The 18,382-nt window shown below is 40.4% G+C and carries 13 protein-coding genes and 1 pseudogene; 3 read left to right on the forward strand and 11 right to left on the reverse strand.

Annotation, left to right across the window (positions count from 1 at the left end; all coding sequences use genetic code 11):
• Nucleotides 1-82: 82 nt before the first annotated feature.
• The 8 genes from FSB73_RS00520 to FSB73_RS00555 form a co-directional block, all read right to left on the reverse strand.
• Nucleotides 83-826, reverse strand: a complete 744-nt coding sequence (locus FSB73_RS00520; RefSeq protein ID WP_146779684.1) for a hypothetical protein — start codon at nt 824-826, stop codon at nt 83-85.
• Between the two features lie 62 nt (nt 827-888).
• A complete protein-coding gene (locus FSB73_RS00525; protein WP_146779685.1) occupies nt 889-1,509 on the reverse strand; it encodes a PKD-like family lipoprotein in 621 nt (206 codons plus the stop codon).
• Nucleotides 1,510-1,613: 104 nt separating this feature from the next.
• On the reverse strand, nt 1,614-2,330 hold the full coding sequence (locus tag FSB73_RS00530) for a DUF4843 domain-containing protein (protein WP_146779686.1): 717 nt from the start codon (nt 2,328-2,330) through the stop codon (nt 1,614-1,616).
• A 22-nt stretch (nt 2,331-2,352) separates the two neighbouring features.
• Entirely contained in the window at nt 2,353-3,825 is a 1,473-nt protein-coding gene (locus tag FSB73_RS00535; RefSeq protein ID WP_158639359.1) for a RagB/SusD family nutrient uptake outer membrane protein, read from the reverse strand.
• Nucleotides 3,826-3,847: 22 nt separating this feature from the next.
• Nucleotides 3,848-4,252: a hypothetical protein gene (locus FSB73_RS00540; protein WP_146779688.1), complete on the reverse strand. Its 405-nt coding sequence runs from the start codon at nt 4,250-4,252 to the stop codon at nt 3,848-3,850.
• Nucleotides 4,198-7,341, reverse strand: coding sequence for a SusC/RagA family TonB-linked outer membrane protein (locus tag FSB73_RS00545; RefSeq protein ID WP_146779689.1), 3,144 nt, complete (start codon nt 7,339-7,341; stop codon nt 4,198-4,200). Before FSB73_RS00545 ends, FSB73_RS00540 begins: the two co-directional genes overlap by 55 nt.
• A gap of 236 nt (nt 7,342-7,577) precedes the next feature.
• The gene (locus tag FSB73_RS00550) at nt 7,578-8,675 is read right to left on the reverse strand and encodes a FecR family protein (protein ID WP_146779690.1); all 1,098 of its coding nucleotides are present in this window, start codon (nt 8,673-8,675) and stop codon (nt 7,578-7,580) included.
• A gap of 158 nt (nt 8,676-8,833) precedes the next feature.
• A complete protein-coding gene (locus FSB73_RS00555; protein ID WP_146779691.1) occupies nt 8,834-9,391 on the reverse strand; it encodes an RNA polymerase sigma-70 factor in 558 nt (185 codons plus the stop codon).
• 460 nt (nt 9,392-9,851) lie between these two features.
• On the opposite strand from FSB73_RS00555, the gene FSB73_RS00560 reads away from it, so the two are divergent.
• The 3 genes from FSB73_RS00560 to FSB73_RS00570 all read left to right on the forward strand — a co-directional run bounded on the left by FSB73_RS00560 (nt 9,852) and on the right by FSB73_RS00570 (nt 12,280).
• A complete protein-coding gene (locus tag FSB73_RS00560; protein WP_225974330.1) occupies nt 9,852-10,958 on the forward strand; it encodes an aminotransferase-like domain-containing protein in 1,107 nt (368 codons plus the stop codon).
• 338 nt (nt 10,959-11,296) lie between these two features.
• Nucleotides 11,297-11,791 (forward strand): GNAT family N-acetyltransferase, encoded by a 495-nt coding sequence (locus FSB73_RS00565; RefSeq protein WP_146779692.1) that lies wholly within the window; start codon nt 11,297-11,299, stop codon nt 11,789-11,791.
• A 3-nt stretch (nt 11,792-11,794) separates the two neighbouring features.
• Nucleotides 11,795-12,280 carry a MarR family winged helix-turn-helix transcriptional regulator gene (locus FSB73_RS00570; RefSeq protein WP_146779693.1) on the forward strand — a complete coding sequence of 162 codons (486 nt, stop codon included), beginning with the start codon at nt 11,795-11,797 and terminating at the stop codon, nt 12,278-12,280.
• A 253-nt stretch (nt 12,281-12,533) separates the two neighbouring features.
• Here the strand turns inward: FSB73_RS00570 and FSB73_RS00575 are convergent.
• The 3 genes and pseudogenes from FSB73_RS00575 to FSB73_RS00585 all read right to left on the reverse strand — a co-directional run bounded on the left by FSB73_RS00575 (nt 12,534) and on the right by FSB73_RS00585 (nt 18,346).
• Nucleotides 12,534-15,697: pseudogene (locus FSB73_RS00575) on the reverse strand (efflux RND transporter permease subunit).
• A gap of 114 nt (nt 15,698-15,811) precedes the next feature.
• A complete protein-coding gene (locus FSB73_RS00580) occupies nt 15,812-16,930 on the reverse strand; it encodes an efflux RND transporter periplasmic adaptor subunit (protein WP_146779694.1) in 1,119 nt (372 codons plus the stop codon).
• A 153-nt stretch (nt 16,931-17,083) separates the two neighbouring features.
• Nucleotides 17,084-18,346 (reverse strand): TolC family protein, encoded by a 1,263-nt coding sequence (locus FSB73_RS00585; RefSeq protein ID WP_146779695.1) that lies wholly within the window; start codon nt 18,344-18,346, stop codon nt 17,084-17,086.
• Nucleotides 18,347-18,382: the final 36 nt, after the last annotated feature.

Here is an 18,382-nt window from a genome sequence, read left to right on the forward strand (position 1 = left end):
GGATACAGCCTGGCAGAAATCTAAAAAGTGACCGCCTGCCCCGCGTTGATTATTAATCAGTCCTAACAAAACAGGTGTTTCATTATTTATTTTTATAACTAATATCAATAATATGATCAAAACCAGTAAACGTTTTTGTGGGCGCACCACCCTCGATATTCCCTGTGGAGGCCAAATTAAACAAATACACAGTTGAATGGCTTCCATCATAGGTAGCTGCCACTAACCCGTCATTTCCATTCATTTTAAAGATCTCGAGTTTTTCTGAATCTGGAAAGCTATATAGTTCTCTTGCTTTATTAGCGGCAATATCATACAAATAAATCGAATTACCATTGCTATAATAAAGTTGCGGCAAAATTGGGGAACAGGCAAAGGAGCCTGCCTTATTTAATCCCGTTTCCGGTGCAGCCTTTTTAAAATCGGCAGCAACAATGTTTTGATCAGGTTCCAGCGTATATATAGCCGTGCTGTCATCCGCACTTGTTTTAAACAGGGCAATGTACTGATCATTTGTTGTGCTTTGAATCGTTAGCAACTCACCGGGTATATTATTTAGATCAAAGGCATCTTCCATTGATTTAACCGGAAAGTCCTCTATGGAAGTACCATATGTTGGTACCCGCCCAAATCGATGATTTTGTTTATCAAAAAATACATCCTGACGCAGGCCAGTAATGACATAAGGGGCCAAACTATACTTACCGGCAAATGCATCGCTGAATTTTTTGGCTCCAGAAATAAGCTGCTCACTGTGTAAACGGCCATTATTGATAATATAGGCCGTAGTAGCACCAGGACCTAAATAGATCAGCTCAGGATGCAACTCAGCGGGCGCTCCGTAAAACTGGTCTGCATATTGACCAATTACTTGGTAGGTATTTTTATCTAGTATATACCCCCATTATCCCATAAAACAAAGGTTAGGTCGGTGGCAAACCCTTTGACCTGGTAGACCTTGGAGGCATCTTCAGGTAATGGAAAGGTAGCATTTAAAGTACTATAAACATTATGTCGTATCTGATCATCGGGTAATATAAAATCGATATCACTTTTATTCCCCTGGTGTGTTAATACCATCCAGCCTGCTGACAATGCGGCACTGATGGTGACAGAAAAGTTATATTTAAAACTGACACCGGTTGTCGTATCAGTAACAGTGTATACCAGTGTATAAGCCTCTGCCCTTGGTGGCTGGCTGATCACTACGTTTAAGTTCTTTTCAGTAGAAATAATTTCAGGTAATGCACCTGGGTATACGGGGCTGATATGTGAATTATAAATTCCCCAAGTGTAAGTTAATGCGTCTTTGCCGGCGATGCTTTGATTCAAAACTGGTGTTATTTTGAGGCTATCAAACTGCATCAGGCTATAGAAATTTGTATCCGCAGAAATTTTCACTTCATTGATGGGATGATAGGAATAATTACCCTTATCCTTATAACAGCTACTAAAAAGCGCAACTGCCAGTAGCAATCCTGCAAGGTTCCATAATAAACATTTTCTCATTTTAATATCGTTTTACAACCATGCTCCTGAGGGATGTAAATCTCCTTGCTCCTGACATGGTTTAGGGGTGATCTAGAAAGTTATTAAATTACCATATTCGTCTTTCATGGGGCGCCTGGATGCGCATCGTTATATGTTTCCAGGGCATTTTTAAGCACGGAGGCATAATAAAGCAAATCACCGTATCCTAATGCACCCGTGCCCGAAGTAGGAAACTCTCCCCGGCCTAATACATCAATGATAAACCTGTATTTCACCTGGCTATAGGTACCAAAGATGTAAATTAGAAAGGAATCCCAATTAGAAGGTTTGGTTAAAATATCATTGATTTTAATCTGGTATTGCATCTGTCCACTGAGTCCGGCTGTAAAATCACTGGAAGATTCCAGACGCAAGGTGAGTCGATAAGTCGTATCCTGCAGGTCAGATGCCCGAAGTAACACTATGCCAAGTTCCGTCGTGTAGGCTCCCGCGGGCATACTGTAAGGTATTAATAATTTATAATGGGTTCCTTTTACGGCGTCTGTTAATGAATCCACTACCTCAAGATTAATAATTCTGTCTTTGGAGCTGGCAAGTCCCATAATTCTTACCGGTAACCAAATGGTATCTTGATGAATTTCTGAGTTTTTAATTGCAAATGAATAATCTACGCTATCATTTACTGGGCTATATTGATCTTCATAAAAATAAATCCCTGCCGGCCCCTCATAAGGGCTTAGTGCTTCCTTTTTACAGGAGGAATTAACCAGTGCCAGAGCCACCAGCATTAATAAAACTGTATGGATTTTATTGGATTTTATTGTCTTAGTTAGATGCATGACGATTGATGATATTTAAACATTAATGATTGGTTTGGTCTCCGAACTGCAATTCATTATCTGGCAGCGGGAACACAAATACTTTTTCAGAACCCGTCGTGGATGACCTTTCAATATGGGTCAGGTCCAAACGCTTATAATAAAAGAAAAGCTGTCCTTCCAAAAAGAATTCTTTCTGATAGGCCTTGAAGATCTCTTCCTTTAATTTCAGTTCGTCCAGGTCCACAGGCAGGCCTTCCAGCCCTCTGTTTTCTCTGACTTTGTTCAGGTATTGAACCGCGCTGGGGATATCTGGTGTACATTCAGCAGCGATGTAATACATCTCTGGCAGTGTTACCAGGGGTAACAGGTATTTGTATTTATCCTGGTTGTCGTCTTCTTGCCAAAGCTTGGATGGATATAAAGTACTCTCATCTGTTTCCCAGAGATAGGCATACCTGTAATCGGCACTTCCACCCGCGCTCACCTCAAATATCTGATCTCTGACAGTTGAAGTCATCGTCAGCCGGATGGCGTTATTGGCAGCGCCTTTAAAATAGGTATCCACTGGAGTTGATAGGTCAAAATCGTACAAGGAGAAGATCTGCTCCATGGAAAAGGTGCGGTTTTTGTTGGTTTTGGCAGTAGTTAAATCCGCTTGTTGCACAAAACTAAAGCCTCCATTTTCAATAACTTCTTTTGCCGCTTCTAGTGCTTTTTGCTTATCACCAATATATAAATATACTCTTGCCAGCACGGCTTTTACAGCCCAGTAATTAAAATGATTCTGTCGAAAGCTTAATAGTGGATCACTGGGATCCTCATTAGGGGACGTAATTTTATCCATTTGCATATATACGCTCAGCAGTGTCTCTGCCTCGCGCAAATCTGCAATAATGCTGTCTGCCACGACTTTAGCTGGTAATATTTTATGGACATTTCTGGAGAGGTTCGTAACATATGGGATGGCTGACTTTTCTTTGCCTGTAATATAGACCGGCCCAAAGGCTCTTAGCAAATCAAAATGCATAAATGCTCGAAGGCCAAGTGCTTCTCCTTTGATTATTTTATAATCCAGATCGGAGAGTAAGGACTTGCCTTGATCTATATGTGCCAGCAGGTTATTGTCATTGGCTATGTTATTATACATATTTTGCCAGATGCTGGCAATCCTTGTTTTTACGCCATCGTCTTGATAATCATAGAGTGTGCTTCTGTAAAAATAGTGATCTGTATAGGTGCTGGCCTCATAATACTGTGCAAGTGCATCCATAAATCCAAAAGTCAGGTTTTCCCCATAAAGGGACCGGTGGGTCATTTGGGTATAAACGCCTGTCAATGCATCTATATACCCTTGTTTACTGGTAAATAATTCATCTTGTTTTATCTGGCTTTTAGGGCTCACATCCAGAAACTTATTGCAGGAAAACAAACTATTAAAAGTGATAAACAGTATAATAAAGATCCCCCAATGAGCCCTGTTCTTATGCTTTAATTTTTTAAATTTTGATTCCATAATCATGATTTATCGATTTGCCTTAAAAGGAGGCTTGAATGGTTAGTGAATAGGTTCTCGCAAATGGATAGCTAAGTCCGCGTTCCTGGCGAATAGAGGACACAACAAATGGGTTATTGATGTATAAATAGGTCTGTAATCGACTGAGTGTCCATTTTTTAATGAGATTTGCCGGGAATTCATAACCTAAAGTAATCGCATCACAATAAAGACTATTGCTACTTTGCACAAATCTGGATGTGGCCTTGGTTACATCAGTTCGGGTTTTGCCTTCAATATCTACTACGCCTTTAAACATTGTTACATCCCCAGGCTGTTTCCAACGGTCTTCATATACTCTTCTGTCTACATTGTTTTTAAAATTTGCATTCTCTACGCGGTCAGCAAGGGTTGTATTATAGGCGTCCGCCCCCAGATTTGTGCGCATACGAATATTGATACTAAAACCTTTGTACATGACATTGGTCCCAAAGTTCCATAGATATCTGCATCAGTATTACCTACCGGCACCTCATCTCTTGGATCCCAGGTATTGGTCAATGTTCCGTCTTTTTTGATAAAAACTTCATAACCGTTGCTGGGATCAATGCCTAAAGATCTGACCGCCCATATGGTATTGGTGGATAATCCTTCTCTGTACAGCAAGACAGGGGCTGTAGTACCACCTGAGCCTTGCTGACTCTCCAGATTTTTCTCGTTAAGTTCTTTTAATGCATCGGAGATCTCTAGGATTTTATTTTCGTTGTGAAAGAGATTGGCCGTTATGGACCAGAATATATTCTTTTTGGTGTTTTTTATTAAAAACCCTGTCAAATAGATTTCTTCACCTTTATTTTGCACTTTACCCAGGTTTGCGACATAGTTACTAAAACCGCTGGAGGGAGCCAGTGTAATGGAAGTAATCAGGCCATCAGATTTCTCGATAAAATAATTACCACTGATCAGTAATCGGCTATTAAGGAAGGCCATGTCGGCGCCAATATTCATTTTTGGGGTTTTTTGCCACTGCAAATCCGAATTCCCCAAAGAAAGCAATACTGCGCCTACCCCAGTCCTGTACCTTTCATCTACCAGATATTTATAGGTCGTAAGTGACATATAGGAGTCAAAGTTCTGTGAGCCGGTCTGTCCATAGGAAGCCCTCAGTTTTAATTGATTGATCCATTTTAAGGTCTGCATAAAGGCTTCTTTATGCATGTTCCAGCCTAAACCTAAGGACCAGAAAGGAGCATACCTGCTGTCCGTCCCGAATTTTGAGGAGCCGTCCATCCGAAAAGAGGCATCTAGTAAATATCTGTTGTCATATGCATAGCTGGCATTTGCCAGATAACCTACAGATCTGGATTTGGCATCTGTACCATATGGTCTGCTATCCTTTTCATATAAATTCGCATAGTTTATATCGTCTAGCCGGTCATTGGGAAAGCCAACGGCTCTTATACCAACGACCTTGTTTTCACTATTTTCGACCTGAAAACCGGCTGTTCCGTAAAGTGTATTTTTTCCAATGGCTTTTCCGTAATTTAAGGTCAGCGTTCCTTGATATCTTAGGCTATTGCCATTTTCCAGCGTGTAGGATCCTCTTTTAAAATAATCCTCTCCGGAATATCCTGAAGCAAACTGGTTAGCCAGAGCAGATACAAATTTATCATACTGATCTTTTTGGGTTTGCAGACTGAACTGTGCTCTGGTCTTAAATCCAGCCCCCATATTCCACTCGGCTTGAAAATTTTCTGTTATATTCAAGTATTGTGAAAGGTCTTTTGAATGTAGTGTTGCATCATACATTGGATTGTAAACCGGACTCACCCCTATATCGTCGTAATTTTCCATCACTTGCTGTATATTACCCAAACTGTCATAAGGTCTCCAGTAAGGATTAAGTTTTGAGTAATCACCGAAACTGCCATAAGGAGAATTTACGCTGTGGTTATAAGCAACGGACAATCTGTTTTGGAAACGAAATTTCTTAACATTATAAACAAGTTGAACACCGGCACTGTAATTGGTACGGCCAGAGCCTTTCATAACGCCGCTTGCATCGTTATTATAAGACAGATCCACACTATAGCGCATGGCCTGGTCGCCCCCCTCTACATTGATAGAATGCTTTTGGCCAAAAGCAGTTCTCAGTGGTTGTGACAGCCAATAGGTATTCACCCCTCTTTGGGCTTCTGCCAATCGCCGGCTATATAAAATATCCAGATTTTCCTGTGACGCGCCTATATGATGGATATCTGTATAGACACCGGCTGCTTTTTCAAACTGTACTTTTTCCATGGCATTTAACAAGTCGTAACTGGTTAAATCTGGCATATTTAGGGTAAAGTTGCCATTATAGCTTAAGCGAAGTCTACCTGGTTTAGGGGCAAAGGTGGTGATAACCAAAACGCCATTGGCGGCTTTGGAGCCATAAATAGCGGTGGCAGCCGCATCTTTTAATAAGTCCACAGATTTAATCCGGGTCATATCCAGATCATATACTTTTTGCAGGCTAACTTCAAACCCATCCAGGATAAATAAGGGTAGATTAGGGTCACTTTCATAATCTTGTTTGAGGTTGATGCCACTAGAACCGGACACCGCTGAATTTATGCTATTACCTCCTCTTATTTCAACAGATGCCAGATGGTTAGGATCCGAGCCAAAATTCAAGTTTTCCGGTATTCTAAAGGATGGATCAATGGACTTTAAGGCGTCCAGGACATTGCGGTTACTCACTTGCCTTAACTGTTCTGCCGTCACCTGGGTGGCTGCGCCTGTAAAGTTCTCCATCGGGCGATCAAAAATTCCGTTGACCACTACGCTGTTTAAAGTGGCCTCTGCCGAAGCCAATAAAATCGTGTAATGATCTATGCCTGATTGTAATTTGGTGGTCTTGGTGGTATATCCAATGTATTCAGTGGTAATATATTGACTAGGTTTTGGGACCCTTAATTCAAATCTGCCTTGATTGTCTGAGGTGGTAGCAAGTCCATGTGCACTTTTGCTACGTATTACCGCTCCTGCCAGTGGTAAACCGGTGATTGAATCCAATACCTGGCCTTTCAGTAACCGAAGACTGGCGGGGATCACCATGGCCCTGTTGCCGTATCTGGAATAATTACTTGGCACCGTATCTTTTGCCTTTACGATGATGACATTATAGCCATTTTGTACATACCTTAAGGCCCTGGCCGGCAGTATATTTGTCAGCACATCCCCTAGGGTCACTTCGCGGTCACTGTAAGTTACATGGCTAGCAGGGCGGATATCGGCGTTTCTATAGGCAAAGTTGAACTCCGTTAGCTCACTGAGCCTTGTAAAAACGTCCTTTAATGAGGTATTATCGAACCGGACAGAAAATCTCTTATCATTCAAGTCCTGGCCCTTTCCAGTGTTGGCATAGGACACAAAAAGTGCCAATACCAATATGGATAGTATAGAGATGCGCATAAGCCATTTTCTTTTGAAGGCAGTAGGGAAAGGGGTAGCAAAAAACGCTTCGCATTTTTGGCGAACAGCGGATAAAATCATAATTTTATCTAGTTTTTAGTTCAAGGAATAGAATTAATAAACACTTAGCCGTTGCAGGTGGCCGCCTGTAACGGTTTTTTATTGGCTGTTGACATTATTTGTCATTAAATATCTTCTGGCTTTACATTGTTTTTTATGTTTTATGTTTTATAATTTCTTATTGTTTATCTAAGCCGCGATTGCACCTGGCAATAAAGCTTTATTTTTTAATTATTCACTTCTGTTTGCCACCCAGCTTATTGTATTAAATATACATCACCGGATTTACGGATCTGGGTGCCTGTCAATACGGCAAGGGTCTCCAGAACACTATCCAGGTTATCTCCTCTATTAAAAGAAGTCGTAATTACTTCATTAGATAACTTATTGTTTTTTAATTCAATACGAACGTCGTAGACTCTTTCCAGGTCTTGAATAATATCTTGAAGATCCAGCGCATCATATACTAGCTTTCCTTCCTTCCACATGGCAATATCTTCTTGTTTTACCGTTTTTACCACTGGTTGTAGTTGCTGGGCAACATTCATTTTTATCTGTTGACCTACTGTTAAGGTGGCTAGTGATTTCTGATCTTTGCTGACCAGCACCTTACCTCTTTTGACGCTTACGCTATAATCCTGATTTGCATAGGCTTTAATATCGAAGGCAGTGCCTAGCACTGTGGTTGTCACATTACTGGGCATATGGATAATAAAAGGAATTTTATCTGCATGTTTTACGTCAAAATACGCCTCCCCTTCCAGGTACACGACTCTTTTTAGGCTATCGAATTGATCGGGTATAATTAGGGTGCTTTCGGCATTCAGCCATACCTGTGTACCATCAGGTAACAGCAGGTATTTTTGCTCGGCCCGGTTGGTAGTTTGATGCTTGTATGTTCCGGGCAGAAAGGTCATTTTCGGCTGTTGCTTTTTGCTAGGATTTAAAGCGATCTTACTGTATTCCTGGCTATTTTGGCCGGTTTTAGTAATATGCCAATAATATATCATCCCCATTGCCAATAACAGACACGCAGCTGTAGCTATTAAATACCGAATGCTTTTAATTGCTGTTTTGTGATTTTTAGAAAAAGGACTGTTCCCTAATTGGCCATTGCGTGCTGTGTCTTCCCATAATGCTTCCGACTCATTTTTTGACGGTACTCCGGCTGGTGTGCCAACGAAAATGTCGGAGGTGATGGACTGATCTACTTGCTGGTAAACCTTTTCTAGCATCAACCGGAAGGTGGCCTCTTGTTCATGTTGCTGTATTAGCTCCATCAACCTGTCCAGCTCTTCTTTGCTGCAAGTTCCTTTTAAAAACTTTTCAAATAATTGTTCAGCGTTTTGCTCCATTACCCAATAAGACGCATTGGCTTTTAAAAATGACTAGTCAATTTTGAAAAAAATTAAAAAAAATTAAAGTTTTTTCTCTAAAAATATAAAAATCAACAAATTAAGTTCCATTTTAAAAAGAACTACCTACCTTATTTAGTCCTTCTTTGTTAGCTTAACTAGAATAAATGCCAACTGCTTAAATTCTGGCGAACATACAGTCCTATCTGTTTAAAGGCTTCAGACAAATGATTTTTAACCGTATTGGGTGATATTTTTAATGCTTCTGCTATCTGTGCATGTCTTTTCCCTTCTCTTTTGCTGAGGTGATAAACGGCTTTTCTTTGGGGTGGCAACCGGTCAATTGCAGTTTCAATGATGGCATTATATTCCCTGTCTATCAGGGTTTGGCTGTGATCTTGTATGCTGTTTTGTATTCTATGCCATAGTTCTTCCCTGGCTTTCTTCTCTACAGCCGCATGACGTAAATGATCATATACTTTGTTTTCAGCAAGTTTATAGAGAAAAGCATTAATATTTTCAATATCTGCAATCCTGGATTTAATGGACCAGAGTTTTAAAAAAACCTCTTGAACGATATCCTGCGCCATCACCTCTGAACGCAATATACGCAGTACAAATACAAATAAACGCTGCTCATATTCACGAAATAGCTCCGTGAATAATTGCGTTTCTACATCCTTATATTGCTCAGATTGGTCGTGTTGATGACTCATGCCCTATAGGCCTGTTATATTGTTTAACCCTTATTGTACGGCATGCAAAATAGTTAAAACAATCTAAATATGCCATTTTTATTTTACATATTTAGTCACTTTTCATGATAAAATTTGCCATTTTGGCTTTAATTATTTCAAAATCAACTATTACTAAATGCCGATTTACGCAAAAATTTGCACAAATGCATTGCTTGACGATGACCGTTTTAAAAACAGCCAAAAAACAGGCTTTGCTTTGAGGACGCATGGCTTTCGAGTTATTTAGCGAACGCTTACCAGGGGTCTTAAATTTGCTTAACTAAAATTGACCAAATTAAATGGGAATGGATTTTATGTTTTATGATTGTTTGTCTACTTTTGGTTACTGGCATTTGCATATGTGGGCCCAGGCTTTCTGATTTTTTCAGGAAGCTGCATCTTTTTATGCTGCTACAACTCATCCATTAAATAAATTAGTATGACACTCCAATTGGCCAGGCGGATGGCCAGTATCAAGCACTCAGAGATCAGAGAGATTTTAAAAGTGACACAACAACCTGATATCATTTCTTTTGCAGGCGGATTGCCTGCTCCGGAGCTATTCCCTGTGGAGGCAATTGATCGTGTGCAGCATCTTGTTTTGCAGGAAGCTGGGACTCAGGCGCTGCAATATACCACCACGGAAGGTTTTGCACCTTTACGTAGCTGGATTGCCAAACGAATGAATAGCCGACTCGGCACTTCTTTTGACCTGGATAATGTTTTAATCACGCATGGATCACAGCAAGGATTGGATCTTTCCGGGAAAGTGTTTTTAGATCCGGAAGATGTCGTTTTGTGCGAGAGCCCTACTTATCTGGCGGCAATCAGTGCTTTTAAAGCCTACGGATGCCGGTTTATAGAAATCCCGACTGATGCAGATGGCATGGATATGGTCGTATTGGAAAATACCTTAAAATCTACAGATAACGTTAAACTGATCTATGTCATTCCTACCTTTCAGAATCCGACGGGTAAAACCTGGAATCTGCAAAAGCGGCAACAATTGGCCCAGCTTGCCTCCCGTTACAATGTGGCGGTAATTGAAGATAATCCATATGGCGAACTTCGCTTTGAAGGGCAAGATCTGCCTTCAGTGAAGTCTTTTGACAAAACCGGCCAAGTGCTTTGTACCGGAAGTTTTTCTAAGATTTTCTGTCCTGGATTTAGAATTGGCTGGATTGCCGGTGACAAGGAGTTGATACGTAAATATGTGCTGATTAAACAAGGCACTGACCTGCAATGTAATACAGTTGCACAGATGGTCATCGCCAAATACCTGGAGTTGTATAATATTGATGACCATATTTTAAAAATTGTGGCGCTTTATAAAAAACGTCGGGATATAGCCTTGCAAACCATTCAGGAACATTTTCCTAAAAACGTGCATTACACGCATCCTGAAGGTGGTTTGTTTACGTGGGTGGAGTTGCCTGAAAATGTTTGTGCCAGAGATATTTTGGATCTGGCCTTGCAATCTAAAATTGCTTTTGTACCGGGTGGCTCTTTTTCCCGAATAATGAAAGACAAAATACCCTTAGGTTGAACTACTCTAATATGTCCGAAGATAAAATAAAGGCTGGACTGACCACCTTGGGCGGTATCATAAGAAATTACCTGGCAACCGGGCAGCCTTAAGATACGAAACACCTATTTGTCTGAGCACTTACCCAGGTCCTATATGGAGGATGGCATCAAAAGGCGTAATATTACTGGCAAACGCTTTTTATGTGGTCTGGTTGTATATAGCGTCACCCACTTCTGCCCAAGGGGGTTCAGCCCCCTTTCCTTAGCCAGCCACCTTCATCAATCTTTTGTTAATTATAATAAAAGACAAATTATATGTAGCAACCTACGTAGTTTTGTACAATAAAAGTTACCCAAATGGAAATAATAATTAAACCACTGAATAATAGGTTTGCCGAACAGGCGATTAGGCTTATTTTGAATATCCAGCAAAATGAATTCAATATTCCAATTACAATAGAGGATCAACCTGATTTGCGTTCAATAGAGTCGGCTTATTTTGCAGCTGGGGGACATTTCTGGGGTGCCTTTTGTGCGGGAGAATTAGTGGGCACCATTGGATTGATAAAATTTGATACACACAGTGGTGCGATACGAAAGATGTTTGTAAAAAGTGATTTTCGGGGTAAAGCCTTTGGCGTTGGCCAGCGTTTGCTGGACACTTTAATGGCTTATTGCCATAATGCGGGTATTGACCGACTGTATTTAGGAACAGTTTCTACTTTGCAGGCTGCAAAGCGGTTTTATGAACGAAACCAATTTGCCATTATTGAAAAAGACAGTCTTCCGTCAAAATTCCCGGTAATGGGCGCAGATGATACTTTTTATGCACGAAAATTAACAAAAGTCTGAGCAATGAATACAATAAACGAGGTAGGCATTCTTGCCCTTTCCACCAGGCTCCAAAGATTGAGTGAACAATTGCGCAAAGAAGGCGCCATGATTTATAAGGCCTATGGGATAGATTTTGAGCCTAAATGGTTTCCTGTTATTCTTACGCTTTGTAACCATCAAAATCTAAGTGTAGTGGAAATTGCCAATGAAATTGGCTATACCCACCCCTCCACGATTACGCTTTTAAAAGAGCTGGAAAAACAATCGCTTATTCAATCCAGTAAAGATAAAACAGACGAAAGAAAAAGGTTGCTTCATTTAACGACTAAGGGGCATGCATTGGTGGAAAGGATGAAGCCTGTCTGGAAAATAATGTCACAGGCACTGGAGCAGATTGGGGATAATGAACATAACTTACTGCTGGCGATCAATCAATCAGAAAAGCAGCTGACGGGACAGTCATTTTATCAAAGAACAATGGCGATTAAAAATAATACGGAAAAGTAATCCGCTACAATAATTTTCTGTTTCTGTCTCCACCTTAAACATGTTGTTTACATAATCTGCCATAGCGCTTAAAGCATGTATTCGCTTCTGCAGACGGGCTAAGCAGCTTCCATCCTATTGAATTATATATATTTTTTATAAAGGAGCAATACTTATACATTTTTACTATACAATACAGGGGCAATCTAACTAGTAGCGTCGCCCCCTTTTGTATAGGATAGTACTCATTTACCCTATTATTTTTACGATCTCTCTATTTTAATCGTCGCTTTTTTTTATCAATATGCGCATAAACATTATTGAATATGACAGGGAATACCAGGAGTGAAAAGATAGTAGCACAGATAAGGCCACCTATAACAACTCTAGCCAGTGGCCTCGCACTCTCAGAGCCAATACCTGTGGCCATGGCAGCAGGAAGAAGTCCAATAATTGCCATTAGTGCTGTCATCAGTACCGGTCTGCAAAGGACGCTAACCCCTTTATGAATGGCTTGGGATAGTGGCAGCCGAATCCCACTTTCTTTGTGTTCAAGGTTGTCTTTAAAAGCTGATATCAAAAGAACGCCTTCTAATATGCATATGCCGAACAAGGCGATAAATCCTATCCCTGCTGAGATACTAAAATTGGTACCTGTAAGCAGTAACATCAATATGCCTCCTACCAGTGCAAAGGGGACGTTGAGGAAAACCAATCCTGCATCTTTAAAATTACCAAACATGACAAATAATAACAGGAATATCAATAGTAAACTAATGGGCACCACTTGGGCCAATCTGTGTTGGGCGCGTTGTTGGTTCTCAAAGTCCCCTTGCCATATGAGTGAATAATCTTTATTTAGATGGATTTGTTTGCTGACTTGGCGCCTGGCTTCATTTATAGCACTACCCATATCTCTGCCTCTGACGGAGAATTTAACGGCAGCATAACGCTCATGATCATCTCTAAAGATAAGTGTTGGCCCAATGGTTGTTTTTAGGGTGGCGATTTCATGCAGAGGAATCTGAACCCCAGACATGGAAGGCACTAATACATTGCTGATCATATTTAGATCGTTTCGATAGGACTGCGGGAAGCGGATACGAATATCAAATTTTCTGATCCCCTGATACAGTTCGGTGGCGGCCTTTCCGCCAATGGCTGTTTCTATTACTGCGTTGGCCTCAGCCGTGGTAATCCCGTATATGGCCATTTTTGTCTGGTCTAACTCTATTTGCAACTGAGGCTGACCAATATTTTTAATAGCGCCTACATCTGTAATGCCATCAATCTGTTTCAATATTGCGGCAATTTGTGCACATTGTTGTTCCATATAGGGTAAAGAGTCTCCATAAATCTTCGCTACAATAGACCCTTTCACTCCTGACACAGCCTCTTCCACATTGTCCATAATGGGCTGGGAAAATTCAGTTCTATGCCGGGAATAACGGCTAATGACTGATGCATATGATCAATAAGTTGATCCAGGCTTTCGCCGCTTTTCCAGTCTTTTTGACTATAGAGGGCCACGTCACATTCAATATTATAAAACCCCGTTACATCGGTACCATCGTCTGGTCTGCCAGTCTGAGAGACTACTTTTTTAACTTCAGGAAAAGCCATGAGCTTTTGACGAATCTCATCTGCCACATTTTTTGATTTTCCAAGTGCTACGCTATATGGCAAAGAGGCTCGTATCCATAATGACCCTTCATTGAGCTCTGGCATAAACTCCGTTCCCAGGAACTTAAAGCTGAATAGTCCTGCCACCATAATGATTATGGAAAGAATAAAAGTCAATCGCTTGTTTTTAAGCGTAATATGAAATGCACGCATGATAGCAGCGGTAAGAAAACCTACTATCGGATTATGTTTCTCCCGAACATTTTTATTTAATAAGACACCTACCATCACGGGTACCAGGGTAAGGGTAAAGATCAAAGCGCCTAACAGGGCGAAACCTAATGTATAAGCCAGTGGCGAGAACATCTTTCCCTCCACTTTTTGGAAAGCAAAAATGGGCAACAGTGCTGTTATAATAATGAGTTTGGAAAAGAAAATGGCTTTACCCAATTTTGCCCCTTTTTTCTTGATCAGACTCATTTTTGCCAGCTTATTGAACCTTTCCATGCCTATTTCCCGGGCTTTCTGATCCATTATAACAAATAGTCCTTCGACCATCACGACAGCACCATCAATGATTATCCCAAAATCAATAGCTCCCATTGAAAGCAAATTAGCCGGCATGCCCATTAACCGCAGGCAGATGAAGGCAAATAAAAGCGATAAGGGAATAATAATGGAGACGATTAAAGTCGTCCGCCAGTTAAACATAAAAACAGAGACAATAATCGTTACCAGCAGCATGCCTTCAATTAGGTTATGAAGTACTGTATGGGTCGCTAAATTCACCAGATCTTCTCTATCATAAAAGGGATTTATCTTAACACCGGCAGGTAGTTTTTTACTATTTAATTCTTTTATTTTAGTTTTCAATAAGGGAATAATATCTTCTGGATTCTCTCCTCTTCTCATTAATACGATGCCTTCTACGGCATCGTCATTATTGACTGTACCCAGCCGCTTGCCCATAGAATCAATGGCATCCGTCCGCCCCACAGCACCAAGTCTGGGTAAATGTGCTATAACGACATTTGCGATATCTCCTATAACGACCGGTACGCCATTTATATTGGTTACGGTAATATTTTTGATTTCGTCAATGTTATTAATCAGGCCAATTCCTCTGACCACATATGCCTGATCATTTTTTTCAATCATATCACCACCAATATTGATATTACTACTGGCCACGGCGTCATATACGTTGAGTAGATTGATCCCTAAGCTTTTTATTTTCTCCGGTTGCACTTGAATCTCCAGGGTCTTTACCATACCGCCAAAGGCGGTTACATCCGCCACGCCAGGCACAGATCTAAGTTCCCGGTCAATAACCCAATCCTGAATAGTTTTGAGCTCCATGGGGCCATAGACGCTGCTTTTAAGCGTATACCTGAAGATTTCTCCTGTGGGTCCTGTAGGTGGTTGTATAGCAGGCTTTACACTATTTGGTAAATCAGCATTCCCAATTAAATTACCTATTTGAATACGGGCATCTTTATCGGTTACATGATCGTCAAAAGTTACTTTTACGGTGGACAAGCCAAAAATACTGGTACTTCTGATATGTACTTTTTGCTGGGCAGCATTTAAGGCAATCTCAATGGGAATGGTCACAAACTTTTCTACTTCCTCTGCACTTCTGCCGGGCCATTGGGATATAATGGTGACACTTGTATTGGTGACGTCAGGAAAGGCATCGATCGGCGTATTTTTAAAGCTGACAATGCCAACTATAACTAATAATACAACCAGAAAAAATGTAAAGTATTTGTATTTAAGCGAAGTGCCTATAATAGCTTTTATTAATTTATTCATTTGCTTAATTTATAATGGAGCCGATCAATAATGTTTGGAAATAAATTTTGGCAACTGCTTTTTTGTTCCGATTTTCAGTCATTTTCTTGCTTGTCTTTTTCCCATTACTTTACATTATTGCAATAAAGCATTATATAACAGTAGCTGATCCTTTGTAACTATGATTTCTGAAGGACTTAGTCCGGTTTTGATATAGGTCGTATTGCCCTGGGAGAGGCTTGGAAGCACCTCCCGAATTGACAGGCTATCACCGCCACCTTTAACCAGGACATAATAAGCATTGTTGTCAAATATGATCGCAGAGGAAGCTATAGCGATCATACTGTCCTTGCCAGGATAATGGATTTTTACGGAGGTAAACATTTCTGGTTTTAACAAGCCGTGGTTATTGTCTATTTTGATACGTGCCTGCATCGTTTTGCTGGCCGGATCTAAAAAATTATAGACCTTATCAATGGTCCCATGAAATACTGAATCAGGATAACTTATGGAGGTGATTTCCGCCTTATACCCTTCTTTTACTTTAGGTATATCCGTTTCAAAAATATTAGCGATCACCCAGACATCATTGATTTCAGAAATGGTGAAAAGACTTCGATTATTGTCACTGGTAATTTCCATCCCATTATTGATGTTTTTTTGAATAATATATCCGGATATGGGAGCCAGGATCTGATAAGTGGATCCTTCTCCTTTTTTGTAGATTTGAAAAAGATTCATCACTTGTGTTATTGCCGCCTGTGCTTTACTGACTTCACTTTGTGCATCTGTGACATCTTTGTCTGTGGCTAACTGAGAATTTTTTAAATCCATTTCTATCTGCAGTTTCTTTTTAGCCACAGACAAATTAGACCTGGCATCTGAGAGCTGATTTTCATAGGTGGCTATTTCTCCGCTATGTACAACAGCGAGTAATTGCCCTTTGCGGACGTAATCTCCCAATTGTACATTGACTTGAGTGGCATATCCTGTAAGGGTTGCAAATACCTGGATGAGTTTGCTGTCATCGGCAGCCACTTTCCCATTAACAGTCAACACACCTTCTACCTTCTGGTAATGGACCGTATCGAACTGTGCCTGCTTTAGCATATTGTGGCTAATTGGTAAATTAGCAGAAGTTGCTTGTAGGATATTATTTTTCTTTTCATTGTTTTCACTGTTTTCATTCTTTTCCTTGCCAGAACAGGCGCCCAGGCTCAATAGTATTGCGAGAATAAAAAAAGAGATGCCCACTTATTTGGTGTATTTGCCATTATGGATGATTAAAAATTAATTAGGATTAAAAATTGAACTTTCATTTTATGAGGCTACTTTAAATAATTTCAGGCTTATTGTTTGCTTCGGAAAACAGCACATTGCATAATATTATTATTAATAAATGCAGGATCAATGGTTTATAAAAGGCGCCCCTACGGCATATTCTAAATCGTTTAAGGCGTCATATAGTGCACTATAATAACCGTTTTGGTCATTAAAATTATCGCTGTAACTGTTGAAAAAATCGATGAATTGCAAAAGGGTAATATTACCCTTGGTGAAATTTTGTGCTACTTTATCAATTAAAATGCTAAATGAATCCTGAAAAGCACTGAGCGCGCCTGGCGTAAAGGCTTCTCTGTATTGCTGAAATTTATTAAAAGCACTGATAACCTGGGTTGTGATGACATTTTGTGTTTGCTGCCATTTTATTGCACTTTGCTCAATTTGCAAGCTGGCACGCCGGATATTCCCTTGATTTCTATTCCAAAAAGGAAGTTCCACTCCCATGGTAAGCCCCATATAATTGTGAACAACACTGGAGTTCTTGTCATAGATAACGCCGACATGCAAATTGGGGACGGCTAATGCTTTTTGCAGGCTGTAATTGATGGCGGCTGTTTTTTGATCAATCCCAGAGAGGCGTATTTCAGGTCTTTCCTTAAGTGCCTGCCCAATGAGTTGCTCTAGCGTTATTTCTGAGAGAACTGGGACGCTGTATTGTTTGGCTTCCATGATTGGATTAACAGGTCGCGCCGTGCCCAGCAACTGTTGTAATATCTGCTGCTGATCCATCAGGCGACTAAGCGCTGATAGATAGTCGTTTTTAAGGCTCATTTGTAGTTGAGCCAGTCGAATATAGTCTGCATGAGCCACACTGCCACTAGAGTCGGCCTTGCTATAAGCCAACACAATACGATCTAATACCAGTTGTTGCTCTTTTAATACTTTTATGGTTCTATTTTGAAAGTAATATTCAGTGAAGGCTTTGTGAAGTTCCCATTTTAAGGTGCGCATCAATTCCTCAAAGCTGGCCTCGCTGTAATCCGCATTTAATGTAGCCAATGCAATATTCTTATTGCGCTGGCCTGCTAATTTGATTACCTGGTCAATTGAATAGGCCGTTTGCCCTTGATTTCCTACACTTAATTTTGGATGTGACCAGCTATTCATGCCAAATTCTGCTGTAAATTCAGGATTATCCCATAATCTGGCCTGTTTAATTAAGGCAGAATCTGATCGAACCTGATAACGACTGACCAACAACCGGAAGTTATTTGTAAGAAACAGGCTATCTACCTGTTGTAAAGTCAGTTTAATGGTGTCCCTGGTTTGAGCCTGAACCCCTGTTATGAATAATAGTGAGCCTATTAATGTTAATAATATTCGCATATACACCTACCAAAGTTGAGGTGCAAATGTGAATTT

The organism is Arachidicoccus ginsenosidivorans (genome assembly GCF_007971385.1).
Taxonomy (GTDB): domain Bacteria; phylum Bacteroidota; class Bacteroidia; order Chitinophagales; family Chitinophagaceae; genus Arachidicoccus; species Arachidicoccus ginsenosidivorans.

Coding starts and splice junctions, on each gene's coding strand:
- FSB73_RS00525 (WP_146779685.1), bottom strand. CDS start 1,509: ATGAGAAAATGTTTATTATGGAACCTTGCAGGATTGCTACTGGCAGTT.
- FSB73_RS00530 (WP_146779686.1), bottom strand. CDS start 2,330: ATGCATCTAACTAAGACAATAAAATCCAATAAAATCCATACAGTTTTA.
- FSB73_RS00535 (WP_158639359.1), bottom strand. CDS start 3,825: ATGGAATCAAAATTTAAAAAATTAAAGCATAAGAACAGGGCTCATTGG.
- FSB73_RS00540 (WP_146779688.1), bottom strand. CDS start 4,252: ATGCGCACAAATCTGGGGGCGGACGCCTATAATACAACCCTTGCTGAC.
- FSB73_RS00545 (WP_146779689.1), bottom strand. CDS start 7,341: ATGATTTTATCCGCTGTTCGCCAAAAATGCGAAGCGTTTTTTGCTACC.
- FSB73_RS00550 (WP_146779690.1), bottom strand. CDS start 8,675: ATGGAGCAAAACGCTGAACAATTATTTGAAAAGTTTTTAAAAGGAACT.
- FSB73_RS00555 (WP_146779691.1), bottom strand. CDS start 9,391: ATGAGTCATCAACACGACCAATCTGAGCAATATAAGGATGTAGAAACG.
- FSB73_RS00560 (WP_225974330.1), top strand. CDS start 9,852: ATGACACTCCAATTGGCCAGGCGGATGGCCAGTATCAAGCACTCAGAG.
- FSB73_RS00565 (WP_146779692.1), top strand. CDS start 11,297: ATGGAAATAATAATTAAACCACTGAATAATAGGTTTGCCGAACAGGCG.
- FSB73_RS00570 (WP_146779693.1), top strand. CDS start 11,795: ATGAATACAATAAACGAGGTAGGCATTCTTGCCCTTTCCACCAGGCTC.
- FSB73_RS00585 (WP_146779695.1), bottom strand. CDS start 18,346: ATGCGAATATTATTAACATTAATAGGCTCACTATTATTCATAACAGGG.